The organism is Pseudothioglobus sp. nBUS_23 (assembly GCF_051201565.1).
In the GTDB taxonomy this organism is placed as follows: domain Bacteria; phylum Pseudomonadota; class Gammaproteobacteria; order PS1; family Pseudothioglobaceae; genus Pseudothioglobus.
The window spans coordinates 838,912-861,382 of record NZ_CP179200.1 but is presented as its reverse complement, the minus strand read 5'-3'; the positions used below and the strand labels follow the sequence as shown (position 1 = coordinate 861,382).

The 22,471-nt window shown below is 34.6% G+C and carries 18 protein-coding genes and 1 tRNA gene; 7 read left to right on the top strand and 12 right to left on the bottom strand.

Annotation, left to right across the window (positions count from 1 at the left end; all coding sequences use genetic code 11):
- The first annotated feature begins 30 nt into the window (after positions 1-30).
- Genes ACMAZA_RS04250 through ACMAZA_RS04230 form a run of 5 tightly spaced genes read left to right on the top strand, consistent with a single transcriptional unit; the run spans position 31 to position 9,880 of the window.
- Positions 31-1,590, top strand: coding sequence for an NERD domain-containing protein (locus ACMAZA_RS04250; protein ID WP_435190347.1), 1,560 nt, complete (start codon positions 31-33; stop codon positions 1,588-1,590).
- Entirely contained in the window at positions 1,583-4,897 is a 3,315-nt protein-coding gene (locus ACMAZA_RS04245; RefSeq protein ID WP_435190346.1) for a helicase-related protein, read from the top strand. Before ACMAZA_RS04250 ends, ACMAZA_RS04245 begins: the two co-directional genes overlap by 8 nt.
- Positions 4,894-6,774 (top strand): DrmB family protein, encoded by a 1,881-nt coding sequence (gene drmB / locus ACMAZA_RS04240; protein ID WP_435190344.1) that lies wholly within the window; start codon positions 4,894-4,896, stop codon positions 6,772-6,774. Before ACMAZA_RS04245 ends, drmB begins: the two co-directional genes overlap by 4 nt.
- Complete coding sequence (locus tag ACMAZA_RS04235; protein ID WP_435190342.1) at positions 6,774-8,282, top strand: DEAD/DEAH box helicase family protein; 1,509 nt, start codon at positions 6,774-6,776, stop codon at positions 8,280-8,282. Before drmB ends, ACMAZA_RS04235 begins: the two co-directional genes overlap by 1 nt.
- 2 nt (positions 8,283-8,284) lie before the next feature.
- Positions 8,285-9,880 carry a hypothetical protein gene (locus tag ACMAZA_RS04230; RefSeq protein ID WP_435190340.1) on the top strand — a complete coding sequence of 532 codons (1,596 nt, stop codon included), beginning with the start codon at positions 8,285-8,287 and terminating at the stop codon, positions 9,878-9,880.
- A gap of 72 nt (positions 9,881-9,952) precedes the next feature.
- Here ACMAZA_RS04230 and ACMAZA_RS04225 read toward each other — a convergent pair whose 3' ends face one another.
- The 3 genes from ACMAZA_RS04225 to ACMAZA_RS04215 form a co-directional block, all read right to left on the bottom strand.
- Positions 9,953-10,099: a hypothetical protein gene (locus tag ACMAZA_RS04225; RefSeq protein ID WP_435190339.1), complete on the bottom strand. Its 147-nt coding sequence runs from the start codon at positions 10,097-10,099 to the stop codon at positions 9,953-9,955.
- A gap of 93 nt (positions 10,100-10,192) precedes the next feature.
- The gene (locus tag ACMAZA_RS04220) at positions 10,193-10,627 is read right to left on the bottom strand and encodes a hypothetical protein (protein ID WP_435190337.1); all 435 of its coding nucleotides are present in this window, start codon (positions 10,625-10,627) and stop codon (positions 10,193-10,195) included.
- A 113-nt stretch (positions 10,628-10,740) separates the two neighbouring features.
- Positions 10,741-11,166, bottom strand: a complete 426-nt coding sequence (locus tag ACMAZA_RS04215; RefSeq protein WP_435190335.1) for a hypothetical protein — start codon at positions 11,164-11,166, stop codon at positions 10,741-10,743.
- Positions 11,167-11,848: 682 nt separating this feature from the next.
- Here ACMAZA_RS04215 and ACMAZA_RS04210 point away from each other — a divergent pair.
- Positions 11,849-12,082, top strand: a complete 234-nt coding sequence (locus tag ACMAZA_RS04210; protein WP_435190333.1) for a helix-turn-helix transcriptional regulator — start codon at positions 11,849-11,851, stop codon at positions 12,080-12,082.
- On the top strand, positions 12,079-12,357 hold the full coding sequence (locus tag ACMAZA_RS04205; protein WP_435190331.1) for a hypothetical protein: 279 nt from the start codon (positions 12,079-12,081) through the stop codon (positions 12,355-12,357). Before ACMAZA_RS04210 ends, ACMAZA_RS04205 begins: the two co-directional genes overlap by 4 nt.
- A 34-nt stretch (positions 12,358-12,391) precedes the next feature.
- Here the strand turns inward: ACMAZA_RS04205 and ACMAZA_RS04200 are convergent, their stop codons facing one another.
- The 9 genes from ACMAZA_RS04200 to metG all read right to left on the bottom strand — a co-directional run bounded on the left by ACMAZA_RS04200 (position 12,392) and on the right by metG (position 22,450).
- Positions 12,392-13,408, bottom strand: a complete 1,017-nt coding sequence (locus ACMAZA_RS04200; RefSeq protein WP_435190329.1) for a hypothetical protein — start codon at positions 13,406-13,408, stop codon at positions 12,392-12,394.
- Positions 13,409-13,418: 10 nt separating this feature from the next.
- On the bottom strand, positions 13,419-13,931 hold the full coding sequence (locus ACMAZA_RS04195; RefSeq protein ID WP_435190327.1) for a hypothetical protein: 513 nt from the start codon (positions 13,929-13,931) through the stop codon (positions 13,419-13,421).
- A gap of 75 nt (positions 13,932-14,006) precedes the next feature.
- Positions 14,007-14,621 carry a hypothetical protein gene (locus ACMAZA_RS04190; RefSeq protein WP_435190326.1) on the bottom strand — a complete coding sequence of 205 codons (615 nt, stop codon included), beginning with the start codon at positions 14,619-14,621 and terminating at the stop codon, positions 14,007-14,009.
- 1 nt (position 14,622) lies between these two features.
- Positions 14,623-15,174, bottom strand: coding sequence for a toxin-antitoxin system YwqK family antitoxin (locus ACMAZA_RS04185; protein WP_435190324.1), 552 nt, complete (start codon positions 15,172-15,174; stop codon positions 14,623-14,625).
- A gap of 239 nt (positions 15,175-15,413) precedes the next feature.
- Positions 15,414-17,927, bottom strand: coding sequence for an RNA-binding domain-containing protein (locus tag ACMAZA_RS04180; protein ID WP_435190322.1), 2,514 nt, complete (start codon positions 17,925-17,927; stop codon positions 15,414-15,416).
- A gap of 85 nt (positions 17,928-18,012) precedes the next feature.
- Complete coding sequence (locus ACMAZA_RS04175; RefSeq protein ID WP_435190320.1) at positions 18,013-19,287, bottom strand: DNA cytosine methyltransferase; 1,275 nt, start codon at positions 19,285-19,287, stop codon at positions 18,013-18,015.
- Between the two features lie 25 nt (positions 19,288-19,312).
- The gene (locus ACMAZA_RS04170; protein WP_435190318.1) at positions 19,313-20,524 is read right to left on the bottom strand and encodes a tyrosine-type recombinase/integrase; all 1,212 of its coding nucleotides are present in this window, start codon (positions 20,522-20,524) and stop codon (positions 19,313-19,315) included.
- Between the two features lie 184 nt (positions 20,525-20,708).
- Positions 20,709-20,796, bottom strand: a tRNA-Ser gene (locus tag ACMAZA_RS04165).
- A 13-nt stretch (positions 20,797-20,809) separates the two neighbouring features.
- Positions 20,810-22,450, bottom strand: a complete 1,641-nt coding sequence (gene metG / locus ACMAZA_RS04160) for a methionine--tRNA ligase (RefSeq protein ID WP_435190316.1) — start codon at positions 22,448-22,450, stop codon at positions 20,810-20,812.
- Between the last annotated feature and the right edge of the window lie 21 nt (positions 22,451-22,471).

The window sequence follows — 22,471 nt, the reverse complement described above, 5'->3', positions numbered from 1 at the left end:
TTTGTACTATAAGACTTTTAGTGCATTTTCATGAGAACAATTCCCCCTCAAATCTGGAACCATGAGATAGAGAATAATGGTGAAAAGAGAGTAATGGACCTTCTTGAAGAGATCAATTTAAGTTCATGCGATGTTGCAATGCATTCATTAAATATCCCAGGAGGGAGACGACAAGGGTGGTCTGAAATTGATTTTCTTGTAATCACAAAAAGAGGGATTATTGGTATTGAAGTCAAAGCAGGCCCTGTCAGATATATTGAGGGTTATTACAGGATTTATACTGATAAAAGTTGCAAAAAAGAAAGATATAAAAAGAAAAAATCTCCTTTAGTACAGGCTAGCGATGCAGTCGAAACACTAAGGAAAAAATGGTTTAACGATCGATCTTTTTTTAAGATCCCTTTTGTTAAAGTAGCTATTTTATGCAGTAACAATAGAGTAATTAATGATTGGCCTGAGATGCAGGATGAGTACTGTCTCTATGAGGAAAACCTTATAACACCAGTGATATTTAAAGAATACTTGAATATTGCAATCGATCACTTTATTGCAAATGACTTTCCAAACAAGCCAGCTTCAACCTTATCAGATGAGCAAGTAAATCAAGCTTCCATTCTTTTAAGACCAGATTGGGATAAGTCATATGTTGATCAACAAAGTGTTATTTCAAATTTAAATAAAGAACAAAAATCAATGACTGAGGGTCAATACCAAGTTATTGATATGTTCTCAAGTCTTGATAGGCTTTTAATAGATGGTGGTGCCGGCACAGGTAAAACATTTTTATTGCTTTATGGTGCTAAATTTGAATCTACTAACAATAAAAAGATTGCAATCATTACAAAGCCCAATAGATTAATCAATTTTTTAAAGCAAGAGGTTTCTTTTGATTCATCTATTGAGTGTCACAATTTAGAAAGCTTATCAGCTATTAAAGATGATTCATTTGATGTTGTCTTAATAGATGAAGGTCAGGACTGGTGCAATAATGATGGCATTGATCTCATAGATAAAGTCTTAAAAGATGGACTTGAAAATGGTCGTTGGAGGTGGTTTGGAGATTTTGAAAACCAGTTTGACAACAACTCTTCCTTTGATAGTTCCCATCTTGATTATATCAAAACATGTACAGGAAATAATTCACTGATTCCTCTTGATATTAACGTTAGAAATACTCCTAATATTGTTAAAGCCTTAGAAACTATTTCTAAAGCAAGAGTTGGCAGAACAACTGCTAAGGGAGCTGGACCTGAAGTGAGACGAATTGACAATGATGCTTTGGAGAATATCATTACCAATGGTGACATTATTGATATTAGTCAATCAACAATTCTTTATTCAAAAAAAGAGAATCTAGACAAAATTAATTATATTTCAAGGCTTCAAAAAGAAGGCTGTACGATTGCTCAAATTGATGAATTTAAAGGAATGGAATCAAACTATGTCTTTATTATTGGGCTGGGTGAGGTTTCTAATGTTGAGGTTTTTCGTGATCAATATTACAAATCAGTTTCACGATCAACAGGTATTTGTTATATTGTTGAGAATGATCAAGTTAAAAAATATTTATTGGAGCTATTGAATGCATAAATCTGAACTTAGACAACAAGTAGCAGATGAGTTTAAATCACTAGTTTTTGGCCCTCGAGGTGGAAATGATGAGTTTATAGAGGGCAATAGAGGCTTAACTTTAAGATACCTTACTGGCATCTTATTTCCGCAGGGTGAAAAAAGAGCTGATCTTTCTTCAGATGATGAATCATTTAGTGAAGAGGATGGATCAATTGAAGGCAAAACAAGAGAGGATTTTAGTGGAGATTCCGATAATCCCTTGTCCATGGCTAATGAAGAGCTCCCTTCTTCAGTTGGTATTACCTTTGTAATAAAAAAAGGAGCCGATTTCACCATTCATTGTTCTGCTGCAAGATATAAATATCAAGCTAAAAGTGAAGATTCGCCAGTTGGCTATAGAAGAATTCCCCTAGAAGATTCAGTCATTAAAGCTAATTCAATTAAGAAAAATCAGGATATTTTTCATGATGGTGAAGAATATAAAGCCAAAGTACATATTTTCAGAAGAAACTCAAAAGATCGTAAGGATTGTGAAATTGTTACGGTAACTCTTGTGAATGAGTTAAATAAAAATGACAAGAGTCAAAGAAGTATTAAAAATGTTGAAAAACGCTTGTATCAAGTAAATCTAAAATGCACTAGTTCTGAAAATCATATCAAACCCTACGACTTTAACAAAGTTGAGCTAAATGATATGGAAGAGAATATCCTGTCTCTACAATATAGTGACAATCCTATTTATGCCATTGGGCATGGTGCCTCTGTTGATTGGCATGAGGATAATGGATTAATTAATCAAGTAGAAATCTCGTATATACCTTTTGAAACAGTTTATAGACCAATATTTGACACCTTAAAGGGGTCTGATGGCTCAACTTTTGAAAACTCATATATATTCAATATTGCAAATCTAGCTGACAATAAATTTGATAAAGATAAATTAATCTCAGGGTTTTATGAGCTATGTCAATTTTATGAGCAATGGATTGATAGTGAATCAAACTTACCACAAAAAAGTTTTAAAAATGCTCAAAAACACCTTGTTAATGAAATGAAAGAGTGTTCTCAGAGAATGCGTAAGGGCATAAAGGCTCTTGAGAATAATGATAACTTTTGGGAAGCTTTTAGATTGTCTAATAGAGCAATGCTTATTCAAATGCTCCAAACCAAAAAAAATAGAGATTTACGATCAGTAAGAGAAAAAGAAAATAAGCCATGGCCAATTGATTGGAATGAAAATATTGATAACTCTCTTGATCTTGACCAAATAAACTCAGAAGATAGCCCAAGATGGAGGCCATTTCAGTTAGCCTTCTTTTTAATGTGCTTTTTAGACTTTGAAGAAGAAGGTAAAGAAAATAGAGAAATTGCAGATTTAATTTGGTTTAGTACCGGTGGAGGTAAGACAGAAGCATATCTTTTTCTAGCTTGCTATGAGCTGATTAGAAGAAGGACAAGATATGGCACTCCTGAAATAGGATATGGCACTGGAGTGTTGACACGATATACACTCCGTTTTTTAACCTCAGATCAATTTTCACGAACAACTTCGCTTGGATGCGCATTAGAAAAAGTCCGACTAGAGAACGAAGATTTATTAGGTGATGAACAATTTAGTATTGGTCTATTTGTTGGAAGCAAAGTTTCTTATAATCGAATTGAGGATGCTAGAGAAGGCTTTAATCAACTGGTTGACAATGTAACAACTCATTTGTTTCATGTAACAGAATGTCCATGCTGTGGAACGAGCATAATACCCAGCAATATCGAAAAAGATGTAGATGGTTTTTACCCTGGTCTTGGTATTAGAGTTACAAATAATGCTGTCATTTATCGATGTCAAAATTTGAAATGTACCTTTAACAAAATTAATATCCCTGTTAAAACTGTTGATGAAGAAATATATAAAGCGCCACCCTCCTTCCTTTTAGGAACTATTGATAAATTTGCTGAGGTTGCATGGAAACCTGAGCCGGGTGGTATTTTTGGCATTAGACCAAAATCTAAGCAAAATACTATTCCACCTACGCTAATAATCCAAGATGAAATACATTTAATTTCAGGACCATTGGGCACAATAAGTGCTATCTATGAGGCAGGTTTTGATTCCTTAATAAGAAAAGCTCAGAGAGATCACAATCTTGCTGACACTGGTCCAAAATATATTGCCTCAAGTGCTACCGTTAGAGACTCCAAAACACAGCTTCAGAGGCTCCTTGGAAGGGAGTCCAAAATATTTCCACCAAGGGGTCTTAGAATTAAAAATTCTTTCTTTGCTAATACTGATGCCAATCCAAGTAATGGAAGACTCTATCTTGGAATTATGCCCCAAGCCTTTAGATCAACAAGTGCTGCGCACGCAGTGAGTGGAGCTTTTCTTCAATCAGTCAGATATATCGCAGAAAAAGATGATTCAAAAGAGGCATTAGATTTTTTATGGACTACACTTTGCTATTGCAATAGTTTAAGAGAGTTAGGTTTAATTAATAGCTCAGTAAATCAAGAAATCTTAGATAGAATGAAAGTTTGCTGTGATGCTCAAAATCAGGATCGTGATGAAATTCAACCTCTAAATAAAGAGGAAATAAGTGCCAACATAACAAAATCAATTTCAGAAACAAGTGATGCTTTGAGAACTACAAATAATGACTCATCAGTCATTGACTTTGTTCCTGCTACAAATATGATTTCAGTTGGTATTGATATAGACAGACTAGGCTCTATGATTATTAATGGTCAGCCCAAAACAACTTCTGAATATATTCAAGCAAGCAGTCGAGTTGGAAGAAGCCCTGATAATATTGGCCCAGGACTGATAATTGCTTTATATTCTCCTGCGAAGCCAAGAGATCGAAGCCATTATGAACAATTTAAAGCCTACCATCAAAAACTCTATCAACTTGTTGAGCCAACTAGTGTCACCCCTGGCAGTGCCCCAGCACTTGAAAGAGCTCTACATGCTAGCTTAGTAATCCTCATTAGGCATGGTGTTAGTCATATGAAAGATAACAATTCTGCTGGATTATTTAGCAAAGGTCATGAAGAAATTGAACCTTTATTATCAGACTTTAAAAAACGTCTAGTAAACATATATGATGAAAATAAATACAATTATGAAAGATCAATAATTGAAAAGCATATAAAGAAAGTCCTGAATAATTGGACAGATTGGACCAAACAGAGACTTTATTATAATGCTGGCAAAGACAAATCTATGCATTCACTGTTAATAAACTTTAATCAAAAAAATGACAATAGTTCAGGATTTAGAACAATGCATTCTATGAGGAATGTTGACTCTGAAGTTCAAGTGAGGGTCGAATGATTGACAATCTAAAAAAAATGCGAAGGGCTCAAACTATTCAACCCTTTGGTGTTGGTGCAATTATTGATATTGATGGAGAGTCATTTGTTGTTAATGATATTTCAAAATGGAGGAGACCATCTCAAATAGTCGAGCTAGAAAGACTAAATAAACTCTTGGGGTTCAAAAAAGAACTTAGAAGTTTCTCTAGTTTTGAAAATCCAGAGGAATCTTTAACGGTTAGTCGCTTTCCTCAATGGCATCATTGCTCAAAATGTAGCAGTCTTCAGCTTTTAGATAAAGCTCTTCTTGAAAAGCATGGTGAGCCAAGGTGCGGAAATTGTAAAAGTAAATCCAAGCTTTCTCCAATGCGATTCATAGCCTATTGCAATAATGGTCATTTAACTGAATTTAATTGGTGGTTATTTGCTCACTCAAATCAACAGCAAGCAAATACTGGAAATTGTACTGTCTACGACCAAATATTCTTTACTACAACAGGAAAGCATGGTGGTGATTTTGATCAGATGATTGTCAAATGTAGAGCGTGTGATTCTCCAGGTGTTTCCTTAAAACGATTGCAAGATAGGGCTATTCCGGGTCACTTAGTGTATGCAAATAATCAAGCATGCTGTGGAACACAACCTTGGATGGTTCACCCAAAAATGTCTAGGGATAAAAGAATGGAAGTTGCCACAACTTGCAAAGAAGTAACCATGAAATTTGAACCAAGAGGAAGTTCATCAATTCATAGGCCTAAGATACTTAGCGCGATAGATATTAGTCTAAAGGCCAAGGAAAGTAATGATTTTGACTCTTCGGCGCTCAATTTACTTCTTGAAGATATTATTGAAGAGATAGGACTAGATCTATGTATTTTGAGCCTTGAGTCAGATGACAATAAATACGAAACCAAGATAGAGAGGTATGCAAGTCAGGCCAATATTAGCTATGAAAAAGCACTTGAATTTTTAATTAATTCAGCAAAGAAAAAATTAGAGAATGATTTTGGTGATTCTAATGATACAGAGGAAGAAGTTGATAAAAAACAAGAGAACCTTCTTAAAGATGAATTAGATTTTTTTAAAAAACGAATTGATGTCCATCAAGATAACTTCGATATTACTTTTGAATCTACAGCAACTGGAAGTAAATTTACTAGTCTACTGTTTTCTCATATTGCCAAAATAAGAAGATTAAGAGAAATTAGAGTTTTAACTGGATTTACAAGAGGGCAAGGTTTAGTTGACGTATCTGTCGACATAAGTGAAGAACGAAACTGGCTTCCAACAATAGAGGCTTTTGGAGAAGGTATTTATTTTGAGTTGAATAAATCAACAATTACAAAATATTTTAAAGAGCATGGTGATGAGTTTTCTAAGCTAGTTAGAGGTCAGCAACAGGTATTAGAAAAGCTTAATGATAACTATCTTTTGGACATTCCTGACTCTGACTTATTTATTCTCACTCACACCCTTTCGCATCTATTGATAAGGCAACTCACCTTTAACAGTGGTTATTCTTCATCAGCTCTTAGAGAGAGGGTCTTTGTTGATCCAGATTCAAACTATGCAGGAATAATGATTTATACCTCAGAATTAGATGCTGAAGGCACAATGGGAGGGCTTGTTGATCAAGCTCGAATAGAGGCAATAAATCTGGTTTTAGATAAACTTAATGAATCTGCTATCTGGTGCTCAGCAGATCCGGTTTGCAGAGAGACAGATTCACAGGGGTTTTCTGGTTTAAATAGATCAGCATGTCATTGCTGTTCACTAATTGCTGAAACCAGCTGCACCTTTCAAAATGCAATGTTGAACCGTCTCACTTTGGGCGGCCTTGGAAAAGAAAGGGACGAGGTTTCTGGTCTTTTTAACTTTATTCAAGAGCTTATCTAATGAAATTTCCCGCATTTGCAGATTTAGACCAAGACCAAAGGAACGTCTACTCAGAATCTCCCCAAGATAAGGGTGTCTTAATAGTTGGTCCTCCAGGGTCAGGAAAAACTGTTCTCGCAATGCATCGGGCTACAAGACTGGCAAAATCAGGAAATGTAATTGTTGGAATGTTTAATAAAACCTTAAGGCAATACACTTCTAATTTTGAAGGTTTGCCAAAAAATGTTAAGGTAGTTCATATTAATGAATGGGCAAAGGAATGGTATGAATCTGCATTTGGAGAGAGAAGCTTTCCAACAACTTATCGTAAACCATGGGAGATTAATTGGTCGAAAATTGATCAAAATATAGCTAACGCAACAGATAGTCAAAAAAAGAAACTTCATTGGGGGCATCTAATTATTGATGAAGGGCAAGATTTTCCAAAAAAAATGTACTCCACCTTAATGAACTATGTAAATAACCAAAAAGATCCAACGCTTACTTTAAGTGTTTTTGCAGATGAAAATCAAACAATTACTGATGTTAATTCGACTATCTCAGAAATTAGATCTGAAATAAATGCAACTGCAAGAAACAGAAGATACTGGAGAGTAGATAAAAATTATCGGAACACTAAAGAAGTTGCAAAATTCGCTAGGCATTTTCAAGTTTTAGGAGCTGGAACAGTTAGTTTGCCTGATCATGAAGGAATTAAACCAGTTATATTTGTAAATAAAGATCTTAATAGTCAAATAGAGCATATCGCTAACTACTGCAACGTCCAGACAAATAAGGAGGTTGGTGTGGTGGTTTTAGGCAAAAATAAGGATGTTAAGTTTGTTTATTCCTCAATTAAAAAAATTCTTGAATCAAATCAATCAAAATATCATGTGCAAACTTATATTGGTAAAGATACTTTCAAACTCAATGACTGGGAAAGCTTACAGTTTGATAAACCTCCCTCTATAACTATTATTCATCAAGCCAATTCTAAGGGTTTAGAGTTTGATGTTGTATTTGTTATTAATCTTGCAGGCTTATATCTCAGCGCAGGTAATGAAATTGATGGTTTTAAGAAACTTTATGTAGTTTCATCTAGACCAAGAGAACACTTATTTTTTATGGTTGAAGGATCTCCTGATAATGGAGGCTTTAAAGATGTTTTAAGATTATTTCCTTCACATAGTGATAGTGAGCCTTTATGCACCTATACCACCCTTGAAAAGGATTTACAAAATCCAGTATTAGAAGATATGTTAAATGATGTTGACTGGCTTGCATCAGCTTCAACAGTAGCTAGGGATTTATATGGGGATTTAGCAAAAAAGCTATCTAAAATGGATCTTGAAACTACCAAACAAGTCATTATTGAGGCTGTTTCTGGTCAATTTGAATATGGCCATATTCCTCAATTAATTAACGATAGATTGAGTGCAACAAATAATCTAGAGGAGTCAATTCTTGATACACTAGTAGAATTGAACAATTTTTCTATAAAGGAAATTAAAGATAAAATCGAGCTTTGATAATGGATAAACTAAACACATATTTTGTACCCTTGGAAAAAACACTACTTCCGGAATATTTAAGCTCTGGTTTTATTGGGCTGACATCAAGCATTGAGCCTGATAGTGACATACAGTCTTTAAGCTTTCCAAAAGTTTCTGTTGTAGGCTCTATTGATGAAATTACGCATGATTTATGCTTAGAAATAACTTCAGTTAAGTCAGCTATACCGGCAAAAAAGAAAACATTTAAATATCTCATGCTAGATGGGCCTATAGCAATTTCAAATATAAAAAAAATTATATTCTTCGATCAAAAAACGAAAGATAACTTTATTGCTTCATTTTCAATGCTTCCTGATTTACCCATTGAATTATTTGAATTTGAAGTTCGTGAAAAAACAAGTAAATTAAAGCGCAGCAGGGTATTACCGCCTGCTTCAAAAATTACACAAAGAGCGCTTCATGTAAATCATCTAACTAGTTTAAATATAGCTGTGGTTGGTCTATACAAAAAACTAAATATTGATTTCAACTATTCTTCAAAAATTACAGGCAGCACCCCCTTTGAAATTTGTTATGAGCTAACAGAAAAAGTTCTGGATGAAGTTCAGCTCTCAAAAAAGATTCAGGAATATGAATTTCAGTTACTAAGACTCTATATTTTTAGCTTAAAAAAATTGGGCATTTCTGATAATGGCGAGTTAATCAATATCAAATTTTCATCACAAGAGATTATCAAAGAAATGACGCTTCATGCATCAAGTCAAAAGCCTATTAGATTTGTAACTCATGAAGAAACTATTAATCCAGTTATTCCGAGGATATTAGATAAAACTCAAAATATTTTAATTGGTATTGAATCACCATCTGAATTGGGTGATAAGGATCGCGTTTTACAACGATCAATTTTTCTTGCATGCATATCTGATAATCAAGAGTCACTTGACCATCATATAAATTCACTTAACGCAGGAAAAACTGTTGCAGCAATAGCTGAATTTTTAACTTTATTTAGAGACAAAACTAACTATCTTGCAGGTAGTTTATGGAGAAATAATAGAGATGAGCTTGATAAATATTTAATGCTTTCAGAGAATATTGCTAATTCTTCAAACTACTCTGTAATTTCATCTCTAGAACAAAATTTAAATGGCTTTGGCTCACAATCAAAGCTATTAATTAATGGCATTGAAATAGCTTCAAAAGAAATCAAACCTGACCCTGAATTGATGATTGTAGTTGAAAGACTTAAGTCATTTAAATTCAACCCAAAACCAGGGCCTAATGATTCAATTCAAATTAATGTTCAAAATAATGGCCTTAAGGTTCCAATTACTCTCTCTATGATGCCCTGCTCGGTTACAAAAGAAAAGCGCAACTTAATCATCAATGCATTAATTCCAAACAGTGCGAATTTATTTGACAAAAAATCATCGAGAGCTCAATTATTAGAAATAATTCATAGCCATATGGTTTCAATTGGAATTATTGGAAATAATCTAGAGATTTCTAGATCACAACTAGCAGATACTTTGGATCGTGACGAGCTTCAACATCATATTGAGCTCATTGCTGCTGCATATACTGAGATATTAAATAAATTCAGCCTTAGCTAACTTCAAAGCTTTAACTATCAGTCTTATTATAAGCCAGAGTCGATCATTCTTATTAACTCTGGCTTAATGAGATCACTTTTTGTTTTGGTCTTTTTTGGCTAGTTTTTTCTTCTCATAAATTTTTATCTTTTCAGATTGATTCTTATGTGATGAAATAACCCATCCAGCTTTAAAAATAGGATGATCTTTTGGTAGCTTTTTAATGGTAACTTTACCCATCTTATACCTCCGTTTTAGTACTTTAAGGGAAATCCTAGGGCGACAATAGGAACAAATGCCCAGCTCATTAAGTGAGCCAATCTAGACTTAATTTCAGCTATATGTAAATGTTGATGAGATATGAATCCAATCTGACTTAATCGTTCTTTTAAAGTATTCACCAAGCTGCCTAAGCATTTGATCATTAAACTTTAGAATGGATATTGGATTGCCTGACAGATCTTGTATGAACTCTTCAAAAAACATAACGACTGGAAAAGTTCTTCCATCATTGTTTGTAAAACCATGAAAAGGCTTAGCAAGACGCACTTCTTCTCCAAGAAGATTTGTAAGAGCTTTATCAATAGGACTTTTGTAGTCAGGCTCAAACTGCATTGTGCCAATATCAAAAGTTCTTAATACATACTCAACCCAAACTTCTTCTTCAGTCCTGCATTCATCAAATGCAGTTTCTGAAACCTTAGTTTTGAATTTTTCATCAGGATTGCCTATAACAACCGTTATATGGTTTTGGTAAGGGTGTGACATAATAACCTCCGTTTTAGTACTTTAAGGGAAATCCTAGGGCGACAATAGGAACAAATGCCCAGTTTGTAAGGTAAACCAGCCCTTTATGTTCTATATATAAATAGTGCCTGACTTTAAATAATATCGACGCATATCGGACTACCTAAAGTGAAGCAAGGAAGAGGAATCAGCTTATTAATTGACGTAATCAATCCATTGAAATTTTCAGGGTATGCGTTTGAGCCTCCAGTATCTATTTCAAATGATTCAGTTCTAATTTGAAAAAGCCACTGAGTTCCATCCAAAATTGATGGATCAATATAACTTTCTTTCCAATTTAAAACATCAAGTCGTTCAATACTTTCCAAGAATTTATTCCACTCTTCAATAGATGGGATACAAGTCATTGGTTCATTATTGAATGAGCATGGGTCTGGAGTAACATTAACTGCATTACCCTCAAGGATAAGTTTGTAGCCTAATGGCCAACTTCCGAGTATAAATTTAAGACTTAATATCTTCGAAAACTGACCAGAGTCAGAGTGATTTTGTTGTGACATATAAACCTCCGTTTTAGTACTTTAAGGGAAATCCTAGGGCGACAATAGGAACAAATGCCCAGTTCGTAAAGTGAACCATTTCTTAAATCAATCTCAAATATACACCTTCTCATTTAAGTATTCAATAGTAAATAAATAATCTTCATTGAAAACACATAAAAATGCGCTGCTAAAGCAAAGTCCGAAAATCAGACTATGGGTCGAAATAAAAGTCCGAAAATCAGACTATGGGTCGAAATAAAAGTCCGAAAATCAGACTATGGGTCGAAATAAAAGTCCGAAAATCAGACAAAAGATAAAAGCCAAAGTCCGATTATCGGATGTCCGATTATCGCATTCTCCGAAAATCGGAACGTATTAATAATAACAAAGCTTTTAATAATAAAGATTTATATATAAGGAAAAAAATAAAAAAAAATTAAAGGGAAAATCTTATTAAAAACTATAGGTTCTTCCAGCATCATTACCAAGGGTAATTCACAATCCCGCAATTTAACTAGTCTCAGGCAAACTTTTATGACTATTAATACTAATCGAAAACCAGACAAATATCAATTAATTAAGGCTGTATCCCCTATTATGAAAGGGTTTTAATCAAATTAAAAATCCAAAAAAATTAAAATATATTTGACATTTTCAAAATGGTTAATATATTAGACACCATTATTTTCAATTATTTATCATGACCAAAAATAGTGACTCAAGCAGTTTAGGAAAATCATTTAATAAAGTGATTAAGCTTAATGAAGTTAAACATCTTACTACATTAAGCACTGCCAGTATTTACAGGCAGATTAAAGACAACTCTTTTCCTAGACAAATAAAGCTTGGTGAGAGAAGTTCTGCCTGGTTTTACGAAGAAATCATACAATGGCTCGAAGATAAGCGCGTTGAGAGGGATGGAGAATCAAAATGATCTCATTAGGTGATAATCGATTGTTTATCAAAACTGACAAATACAACTGGATTCTTATTGAAAAATCCTCGGGAAAAAGAGACAGACATCACTATTTTTCAAATCAAAAGCAACTATCAAGGTTTATAGGGGAATTGAAGCTCAAAGAAAGCTTATCAAGGCAAGGGCCTCAATTAATAGAAATATCCTCTGTAACCCCTTCATATTCCTCTGTAATCGAAGAAAAAATTGAAAGATTAGATGCATATATCGATCAACTAGTCAAAAATGAATGAAATTAAAAAATGCTCACCTGAAAAGTTGATTTGACTATTGATTTAATTTAAAAAATTCCTGCCAACCTTTATCTCCAGATGGAACAAATTCTTCATTTTTAATTTTATTAAAAATTCGTTCAAAATTATGCACTTTTCCCTTGAAATCTATACCCATATCTTTAAGTATTTTTCTCACACTCGCATCTTTTTTTGAGCCATCTTGCCTCCATCTCTCTTCTAGATACCCTGCAAGTAAATAAGCTTCTTTAGAATTTATTGTAAAGGTTGGCATTTCCCAAGGTCTTCTAATTTTATAAACCTTACCAGAGCTTGTTCTTTTAATAGTTGGACGAACTGACGCCTCATCTCCCTTTAATACCCATCCATTTGCATGACTCTGATTTCCTTTAACTAGCTGACTGACGAGTGAATACGATAATTTTTTAGTATTGGCAAAATCTTTTTGTTTGCCAGTAAATTTTTCACCATCGAATACATTGATAAACTCATATTCTTTGTTATACAAATTTACTGTTCCATCATAATTATCTAATACCCAGCCTTTAACTGACTTAACACTATCGTCAGTAAATAATTTTCTAACTTGTGTTGATTTAATATTTAAATATTTAGATAAATCATTAGACGATCCTTCAAATGTTTCTTGAGTATCTATATTCTTAAACCTCAAAATTTCTTCAGTTCCAAAGCGCTTAAACATGGCCTGTGCTTGTTTTTCTCTGACTTCCTTGCTAGGGTTTGAAACTCCATCACCTCCATCAGTATTATTAAAAAGCGTTCCTTCGCCCTGATCTGCCCTTCCAAATAGCTTGATTAAAGCTTTTTCAAGAAGAAAGGCATGCTTTTCATCATTTGTTTCACACACTTTTACTGGATTGATTTCAAACCCATCATTAAGTCTAGAATTAATTGTTTTCTGAAGTCTATCATTTGAGGAATTGTTGATATGTTGAAACATTCTAGATTTCTGCCCTTTGCCAACATATATAGTCTCACCGGATTTTGGATCTATGAACAAATAAATATAGAAGTTATCTTTATCACTCATAATTGTTTATTTAATACACTATAAAACGAGAGAGAGTAGCAACATCAGCATTCTTATAGAAACCATAGTAAGGGTTATCTTCACTAGGAAATACGTATGCCTTTAATTTAATTACCTCATAATAACCATATTTAGGCTCAAACTCATTGACTGAAAGATTTGGATTAAAATCTTCCACCTCCTCTGGCTTATGACTAAAAGTTAACTCAGGACCTTGTAAGACAAAGCCCTGATTAGAAACAAAAACATAATCCATACCATCAACCTTATTATCTAACTCATTCTTAAAAATGCAGCCATTAAGAGAAGTTTTGTAATTATAGGGACTAGGCCCCGGAACAGGCGCAGCACCTTTCCAAGTAATGCCATCATTAAGAAGAGCCTTCATCCTCTTGGAATCAGGCCCATTAAGCCAGGTTGTGTCAGAGCCGTCCTTTATATTCAATACACCAGAAGGTTTTAGATTCTTCATGATATTTTTAAATATCTCTGAATTTTCTTCTTTTTTAGACTGCTTTGACACTTTGTTTCCTTTAATAACTATTGGATAATATTATCATTTCATTTAGCCCTTTTGAGAATCATTAGACTTAAAGTATCAACCATTTAATTTTTTAGTTACACGCTTTTTAGCTTCATATTTACGCTCTTCCTGTATGCGTCTGCCGCGCTCAATCAGAATATCTTTATGCCCATCATTCAACGTTACGTTCACCGCCTGTCTTAAAGCGTCATTGAAACGCATATCTCTTTGACACTCTGCTATTTTCTCTTCATTTCTCTCCTCAATAGCCTTTTTAAATATTACTGAGAGGTAATTCGCTGCAACTCCTAAAGTCTCCTTATGCAATGCGACTTGAGTCTCCTGTAATTTAGAGTTTTCAATCTCCTCATAAGAAGCCAAGGTATCAGTTTCTGAGTAGCCTATAAAGGCCAATGCGCGACCCACAGCGATGGTCTCACAGACCTCATAATGAGATGTGTTGTTTGTATTAGTTGAGCCTTCAACTTCGTGAGCATGGCCCGTTCCTTTGATTGTGCCATCGACCACAGCATGCGCTTTAAAAATTACATGACCTAACTCGTCCTTAACAATCTCTGTGAGTATTTGAGCGGTCTCAAAAGTTGAACAAAATGCTTTGACTCTTGAGCTGATTTTTGAATAATCTGCTTCTTTTAGATTGGCTATTTTATTTAAATTAAATGTAGTCATATTAACCCTCCACGTGGTTTGTTCGACCCAAGCAAAAGCCATGCTTGTAGTTCTCTTCTTTTCTCTTGCTTCCATTCTCGCGATAAGTAACGCTGTACCCATCTAGAAGACCATCCTCATAATTGTCCTCGTAATGCTTTTGACCGTTTTCATACCAACCTATTCTCTTTCCCTCTATCCTGTTATATTGATAGAATGATTTTTGACTCATTTGACCATTGTCATACCATTGTATTTGCTCCCCATCAAGCTTATTATCTTTCCAAATATATTTTCTTATTAGGGTGCCATCCTTATTCCAAGTCATGTGAGTGCCTTCAGCCTTACCGTCTTTATAAAAGGATTTTTTGAACATCAAACCATTTTCATGCCAGCCAATCCATTTGCCATGACGCTTTCCATCTTTATATCTTTTTTCTGACTTTAATTGTCCACTCTCATACCATTCCGTCCATAATCCATGAGGTTTACTATTTTTATAAGTAACTTCTCCTGATTTCTTGCCATTGTCAAAATAGGTGGGTAGTGTTCCATCCGTTAGATATGCCTGCATACAGTTCTCCTCCGATAACTAGTGGTGTAGTTAAATGATTGATTGGTTATAAAAACCAAAAGCTTATTGTGTGACAACAGAAACTGATTTAGTGGCTTAGCGTGCCGATTCCCAGTTCACTTGATGAAGGGATTATTTGTGCGTTTCTGAGGGGTGATATTATACAACATTATGACTTAAAAGTCAAGTGCAAAAGCTCTTAAACCCCTATATAACATGCTTTAGAGATAAATTACAACTCATAATGTATTCTTGTCAAGATCCTGATTATAAAAATGTTCATCTATATAATCTTGTTTCTCTTGTCCAGTTAATGGAACGCTTTCACTTCCACTTCTCTTGAAAAAGTTTCCGTTTAAAAAACTTAATAGTTTGCTTGTTTCTTGAATAATACAAGGCTTATCTGATGGCTTACAAGTTATATGAAATACGCATACCTCATCTTTTATATCAACAAACTTATACGAAATATTTTCATTTACAAACTTCTCTAAGAATGCCTGATTTAATTTACGAGAAAATTCAATAGTAAACTTGTCTTTCTGCTCAGTAAGCGTTCTACCCTTCCCTCCAAAATAATGATTCAGTTCAGGGTTTAGTCCAGTAATATCATGATTTGCATCCTCAACCCCAATCAAGAGGTCCCCACCATTAGTATTAATGAATGAATTTATAACCTTCATTACACCTGCGCTAATTCTAGAAGACATCACTTCAAATTCTTTTTTCTTTATATCGCCTACTGGCAATCGAAATGTTTGTTTAAACTCTCTATCTGGACCCTCTTCCCCTCGAATTATTGAATAAACTTGGTCAATATCATTTAGTTTTCCAATGACTGAAAGCATATCATCCAACTTGTAAATGTTTTCATTTATTGTGGATCTGGGATTCTTCATAAAGCTTTCATTGAGATTATTAACTTCTCTTAGAAGCTCATTGATTTTTTGATTAGCTTTAATTGTTGAGTCGAGTAATTCATTTTTTTCAGGCATTAATATTTTTAGGTTGCCAAGATTTTTTGGTGAAAGGAGTTTGTTTTTGCCTTTAAACTTTAAATTTGAACGATACAACTGTCGCCCAACCTCAGAATTCAAAAATATTTCTATATACTTAGCTAAAGAACTATCTTTAACATAATAAAATAAATAATCATCAGACCTATCATCAAAAATTTCTTTAAACAAAACCTCAGGCTTGTTAACACATATCCCAATCTTATCTGCATACCGATCTTTATTTGTTCTAAGTACACAAATAATCTGACCAGAGGTATTTGTCTCTCTTCTAGATAACTCATCTACTTTTTGTGCAAAATTTTGAAAATCATCTTCATGGTTAAAACTTACCAAGTCCTTTAAAGAGTGTTCCTTATATCCCTCGCCATAATTATGAAAGATATTTATTTCAGACTTATCTAGTGATTCTAATTGTTCATAACCATAAAAGTCTTCTAGCCTCATAAAATATCCATCGGATAGTTTATTTTCATCATCTAATTGAGATGGCTTTTGGAAAAAGTTAGCAATAAATGGGCAAACATATTCATTATTAATATGTATGAAAAGGGCGTTTGCTCCTCCTAAATCATCAGGGCAACTATGATAGGCATCAACCCTTGGGTGTCGCCTTAAAGCATCAAGAACAGCAGATTTCTTAAACTGATTGTCGTCAGAATTTGATGTTTGAATCCTTAAATATAATAATCCAGTTGGATGAATAGAATTATAAGAAAAAGCATTTCGAATTGCATTTACTGCTACTTTAGCATCTAAAGAACTCAAATCTAAATAATCAAGTTTATTTGCAATTATTTCTGAAAGATCAGATGCTCTTACTCGCCCTTTACCTGATAAAAATTTTTCTGATACTTTCTCTACATAAATTAGAGGCCCTCTCTCATCATCTAGAGCCCCATATTCAAAGTCTCCTTTCTGCATCTTACTAAAAATATCATTTGGAACAGTGGGTTCTGAGTAACTTAACACGTCAAATTCTTCAGAATTTGGACTTGAAAGAGAATCATAAGTAAAGGAGAAAGAAAAGTCCAAATTAGCAAGATAAATTAGGCTATTTGGATTGTTTTTAGAAATAATATAGGCATAGAAAGCTCTGCTGCTTCGAGAATTACTATTTAGATTTTTAAAATATGCATTCACATAAAAACCAAGCTTGTTAAGCAGCCCCAAGAATACCTCATCGAAATGAAAGCCAGTTGGTCTATGTTTCAGGTCATGATTAGTAAGTATTAGATAGCCTGTTTTATTTAACATTTTCAAAATTGTAAATAAAAACTCTATAGAGTTATCATAAGAATTAAAAACATACTCTTTATTTCCCAGCACATACTTAGTGGATTCTTTGCTAATCCGCCTAGAGACAAGAGATATTAATTTTGGGTTCTCTATTCGAATATTATCAACATAGATATAATCATAGAGATTTTCATCTTCGGTATTAAGCTCCGAAGATAATTCACCATCAAATGCTCGGTTTTGTTCATTCACTTTAAGAAAATATTTTTTACTATTTCGACGCTCAGAAAAAGTTAAATTTAGATCATTAGTGCGCTCTCGGAGCTCTTTCAGAGTAATCCCTGGGTTTTCTTCTTTTATCTTTGATCTTGCCTTATCTCTTGCATTCGATATAGGAATACTTCCATAATAAAGGCCTTTTGCATTACTTCCTTTGATGGAAATTAATTTGGAAACAATCTGTTTTCGAAAAAGTGATTCAGTATTTAAGTTGTGCATTGACCTAATTAGTTTATTTTTAAGCAAAATAAATTAGTTTATCTAAATTATATTGCAATCGAATGTTTCTTAATTTAAATATAGTTTAATTTTGAAGTAACTTTCTAAAGTGTTTTCCAATCTCACTAGCGAGCTTAACAGGAACTGCATTTCCTATTTGGGTATATCTTGGAACCTCTCTTTCAAAGTTAGATTCACGGGGGTTACCCGCCCTTCTAATTCCACCAGTTGTTCTTTTTCCAGCAAACTTATACCAATCAGGGAAAGTTTGCAATCTTGCCCATTCACGAACAGTCAGACTTCTAGCTTGAGAATAATGAACAAAATCATCAGGCAATGAGGTCACAGTTATTTTAGGGCCATTATCTCCCCATTTTTTTGGAAGTACGCGCTGCGCAAACTTTTTAGTTTTAAGGTGCTCTGGTATCTTTCCCTGGTTTTTGATCATATGACTAAATTTTTCAACTACCTTATCCGAGTGTCTGCTGTATTTCATTTCTGTCAGTTCATCCCCTTTTTTCATTAAGACACCTGAATGGATATTTGTACGGTAACTTTCCTGAAGTCTATTTAATGGATCTTTTCTGTATGACAGTGACTCACCGCCATATTCAAAATTGTCATCAACTAAATCAGATAATAGATCCTCTATGTCAGGATAGTCATTTGTTGGCTCAGGAAGTAAACCTCCTTCTAATGCGTCTAGAGCAGACATTGAATTGAAATTAAAGTCATTTCTAATCCCGATTATTAGAACTCTGGGTCTATTTTGCGGAACGCCATAATCATTAGCTTTTACTAATTTAAACTTGACTGTGTAATTAGATAAACTATCAAACGTTTTAAATACATCCTTGAAGATTTCACCTTTCATTCCATCTTTAGTCCATTTTGCATTTAACAATCCCCGAACGTTTTCGAATAGAAAAATCTTAGGCTGAATCTGACTAATAAAATAGGCCATATCCTGATATAGATGATTAGATGGCAACTGTTTTTTGTCTACAGAATAAGACCTTCTGATGCCTAAAGCAGAGTAGCCTTGGCAAGGAGGACCTCCAGTTATCAAATCAACTGAGTTTTCTCTAAAGTCACGTTTAAAATCGACTTGCAGATCATTTAAAAGCGAATCAAAATAATCCTTTTTCAGAATAACTTCTTTTATATCTTTTGAGTGATATTTCTCACGCAAATGAGGATATTCTTGATCTCTATTAATTAGGTAAGTTTCTAAAGCATCAGAGTTTAGCTCATTCACATAAAGAGGATAAAATCCCGCTTGCTCTAATCCCAAAGAAAGTCCACCACATCCAGCAAATAAATCAATAAAAGTAAGCTTCTTGTTGAGATTTTTAATCATTTAAAAATTATAGTTCAAATTTAGCTCAAAACAGACTCTGTTGAAAAGCCAAAGTTGAAATTACTTCTTTGTTTTGAAGGTTATCTAAATAATCTGACCATTCTTGCATCATTAATCTTCGCTCATTTAAATACTCAGCATGGTTGTATGCCGCTCTGACTTTATTTGCTGGTAGATGTGAAAGCTGAATTTCTATTAAGTCATCTTTATAGCCTAGTTCATTAAGCCTAGTACTAGCCATAGATCTAAAGCCATGAGGGGTCATCTTCTCTTTACCTACACCTACCCTTCTTAAGGCCAGTCTGAGTGAGTCAGGAGTAATTGGTTTATTTTTATTTCTATCTGTTGGAAATACATAGTCACTATCTAAATTTACATTCCTTAAATTTTGAAGGGCCTTAAGCACCTGAAGACTCATAGGAACCAGATGAGGTTTTTTAGTTTTCATTCGTTCCTTGTTAATTCTTATGAGATGATCATCAAAATCAATCTCGCTCCATAACATGCCTGTTAGTTCTGTTGGTCTTAAAAAGACATGGGGGGCAATAACTAGTGCTGCTCTTACCTCATAAGTCCCCTCATGCTGCTCTAACTTATCAAGAAGCCATGGAATCTCTTTAGGATCAGTAATTGTTGCATAGTGTTTTTCAAGTTTCTTTTCAAAGATGTCATTGGGCAAGTCTCTTACTGGATTAATCTTGATAATATCCATACCCACTGAATACTTAAAGATACCATTCAAGATACTTCTTACCTTCTTGAGCATATCAAGCTTTCCTGTCTCCTGAATCTTAAGCAGTAAATTTCTTATTTCTGATGACTTAATGTCTTCGATAGGCAAATTACCAAGTTTAGGCAGTAAGTAGTTGTTTGATCGTTGTATGGTGTCTTCAACATACCCTATGCTCCACTGATTCTTATTTTTATTGATCCACTTATGAAACATATCTTCAAAGGTAGCTCTAATTCGAGGATTAAGCTCCTCCTTAATTTGTTTTGGATTTATTCCCTTAAAGAGGAGTTGTTTGTTCTTATTTCGAGCCTGACGAGCCTCCAAAAGAGAGACCAATGGATAAGGTCCAAGTGACATCATCGTCGCTCGATTATTAAATCGATAGCGATGTCTCCATAATTTTGATCCATTCGGATTAATTTCTAAAGTAAGCCCTTGAGAATCAGCAACTCGATAAAGTTTCTTTTTTCGCTTAAGATTTCGTATTTTTGTGTCTGTAAGCACCGTGTGATGAAGCCTTGTATTTTTTTGAGTGTTTCAAATCTACTCACAAGTCTACTCACTTTAGTACAAGATGTCAAAAATATTTATGAGATGTTATGAAAATCTAAAAATTATAAAACCCCTTATTTAAAGGGCTTTAAATGCTAATTATGATACGTTATGATTCTTTATGAAAATCAAAGTGTGGTGGAGGGAATGGGATTCGAACCCATGAAACCGTGAGGTTTACACGCTTTCCAAGCGTGCGCGATCGACCACTCTGCCATCCCTCCTAAACTTTTGATTTTAACCTTTCGAGGACTCTATCATTGCTTCTATCTGTTCATCCTCTATGCGCGTCATAAGCGGCTTAAATTTATTAATTTGGTGCCCTAAAAGAGGACTCTTCATGTCATCCCAGTTCAGAGAGTCAACATTTAGGAATACTTCTGATTTCTCTGCCATCTCAGGGAGTACAGGCTTTAGATAAGTCATTAACACTCTGAAAAGGTTAATTGCTAGTGAGGTAATCTCGTGAACCTCTTGCATCTTGCCTTCTTCTTTCGCGAGCTGCCAAGGCTTCTTGTCATCAATGTACTGGTTTGCTTTATCCGCAAGCTTCATAATCGAGCGCATGGCCTGACCAAAGTTTCTATCTTCGTAGTGACCTACTATCTCGCTGCTAGCAGCTACAAACTCATCATAGAGCTCTTGCTCACAGCAAACTTTAGAGAGCTCTTTGTCAAACTTCTTAACCACAAATGATGCACTCCTTGAGGCAATATTAACTACCTTACCAACAAGGTCCGAGTTGACGCGCTGCTTGAAGTCTTCCAGATTCAGATCAATGTCATCGATCTTTGATGAAAGCTTGTAGGCATAGTAATAACGAAGATACTCAGGATTGAGAGATTCTAGATAGGTTCTAGCAAGAACAAAGGTGCCACGCGACTTACTCATTTTTTGCCCATTCACCGACAAGAATCCGTGCGCAAAGACAGCGTTTGGTGTTCTAAAGTTAGATCCAATCAATGTAGCCGGCCAGAATAGAGCATGGAAGTAGACAATATCCTTACCAATGAAGTGATAGAGCTCAGTATCAGAGCCCTTCTCAAAGAAGTCATCAAACTCAAGGTCAGAGTTATCGCAGAGCTTCTTGAAACTTGCCATATAGCCTATTGGGGCGTCTAGCCATACATAAAAGTACTTGTCCTCAGTTCCAGGTATCTTGAAGCCAAAGTAAGGCTTGTCTCTTGAAATATCCCACTGCTCTAAGCCCTGATCGAACCATTCAGCCAGTTTGTTGCTGACCTGTTCCTGAAGATGGCCTGCCTTAGTCCAATCTTTGAGTTCTTTTTCAAATTGTGGTAAATCAAAGAAGTAGTGCTCTGAATCCTTCTCTATCGGAACCGCGCCAGAAATGACCGATCTAGGATTTTTGATTTCAGTCGTTGAATAGGTTGCGCCGCACACTTCGCAGTTATCGCCATACTGATCTTCTGCGCCGCACTTAGGACAATCACCCTTAATATATCGATCCGGGAGGAACATCTCCTTTTCAGGATCAAAAGATTGCGAGATTACCCTCTTCTTAATGTAGCCCGCATCATTCAAGCGATTATAGATTAATTCTGAAAAATATCGATTCTCATCAGAGTGCGTTGAATGGTACTGACTAAAGTTAATGTGAAAATCACTCAAATCAGCCTGGTGACGCTCGCTGACTGAAGCAATGAGCTCTTCAGGCGTAATGCCCATTTCAGCAGCCTTAAGCATGATTGGGGTTCCGTGAGTATCATCAGCGCACACGTAGTAGCACTCATTACCCTGCATATTTTGAAACCGAACCCAGATATCAGTCTGAATAACTTCGAGCATATAACCCAAATGAAGATCGCCATTTGCATAAGGGAGTGCTGAGGTAACTAGAATTCTACGTTTAGTCATAAATAGTCTTCAATAATCCTA

Coding starts and splice junctions, on each gene's coding strand:
- ACMAZA_RS04250 (WP_435190347.1), top strand. CDS start 31: ATGAGAACAATTCCCCCTCAAATCTGGAACCATGAGATAGAGAATAAT.
- ACMAZA_RS04245 (WP_435190346.1), top strand. CDS start 1,583: ATGCATAAATCTGAACTTAGACAACAAGTAGCAGATGAGTTTAAATCA.
- drmB (WP_435190344.1), top strand. CDS start 4,894: ATGATTGACAATCTAAAAAAAATGCGAAGGGCTCAAACTATTCAACCC.
- ACMAZA_RS04235 (WP_435190342.1), top strand. CDS start 6,774: ATGAAATTTCCCGCATTTGCAGATTTAGACCAAGACCAAAGGAACGTC.
- ACMAZA_RS04230 (WP_435190340.1), top strand. CDS start 8,285: ATGGATAAACTAAACACATATTTTGTACCCTTGGAAAAAACACTACTT.
- ACMAZA_RS04225 (WP_435190339.1), bottom strand. CDS start 10,099: ATGGGTAAAGTTACCATTAAAAAGCTACCAAAAGATCATCCTATTTTT.
- ACMAZA_RS04220 (WP_435190337.1), bottom strand. CDS start 10,627: ATGTCACACCCTTACCAAAACCATATAACGGTTGTTATAGGCAATCCT.
- ACMAZA_RS04215 (WP_435190335.1), bottom strand. CDS start 11,166: ATGTCACAACAAAATCACTCTGACTCTGGTCAGTTTTCGAAGATATTA.
- ACMAZA_RS04210 (WP_435190333.1), top strand. CDS start 11,849: ATGACCAAAAATAGTGACTCAAGCAGTTTAGGAAAATCATTTAATAAA.
- ACMAZA_RS04205 (WP_435190331.1), top strand. CDS start 12,079: ATGATCTCATTAGGTGATAATCGATTGTTTATCAAAACTGACAAATAC.
- ACMAZA_RS04200 (WP_435190329.1), bottom strand. CDS start 13,408: ATGAGTGATAAAGATAACTTCTATATTTATTTGTTCATAGATCCAAAA.
- ACMAZA_RS04190 (WP_435190326.1), bottom strand. CDS start 14,621: ATGACTACATTTAATTTAAATAAAATAGCCAATCTAAAAGAAGCAGAT.
- ACMAZA_RS04185 (WP_435190324.1), bottom strand. CDS start 15,174: ATGCAGGCATATCTAACGGATGGAACACTACCCACCTATTTTGACAAT.
- ACMAZA_RS04180 (WP_435190322.1), bottom strand. CDS start 17,927: ATGCACAACTTAAATACTGAATCACTTTTTCGAAAACAGATTGTTTCC.
- ACMAZA_RS04175 (WP_435190320.1), bottom strand. CDS start 19,287: ATGATTAAAAATCTCAACAAGAAGCTTACTTTTATTGATTTATTTGCT.
- metG (WP_435190316.1), bottom strand. CDS start 22,450: ATGACTAAACGTAGAATTCTAGTTACCTCAGCACTCCCTTATGCAAAT.